This window comes from Sedimentibacter sp. B4 (assembly GCF_000309315.1).
Taxonomy (GTDB): domain Bacteria; phylum Bacillota; class Clostridia; order Tissierellales; family Sedimentibacteraceae; genus Sedimentibacter; species Sedimentibacter saalensis.
The window spans coordinates 1-207 of sequence record NZ_CANG01000502.1 but is presented as its reverse complement, the minus strand read 5'-3'; the positions used below and the strand labels follow the sequence as shown (position 1 = coordinate 207).

Sequence of the window (207 nt, the reverse complement as noted above, 5' to 3'; positions counted from 1 at the left end):
CGTTGGCGAGCAGACCCCGCCGGTTGGCGATCACCTCGCTCTGCGGGGACGCCCAGGCCCCGATCCGCGAATCGAGCGGACGGGTGGCGAAGTAGGCGTCCGACTCCTCCGCCGAAGTCATCTCGACCGATCCTTCGACACGGACGACGCGCTCCTGCACCACCCAATGGAACTGCACTGCGGCAAGGGAATTCGCGGCCAGCTCCC

General features: G+C 68.1%; 1 pseudogene. It reads right to left on the bottom strand.

The features are described 5' to 3' along the window. Positions 1 to 207: pseudogene (locus BN358_RS27685) on the bottom strand (pyridoxamine 5'-phosphate oxidase); the annotation flags it as partial.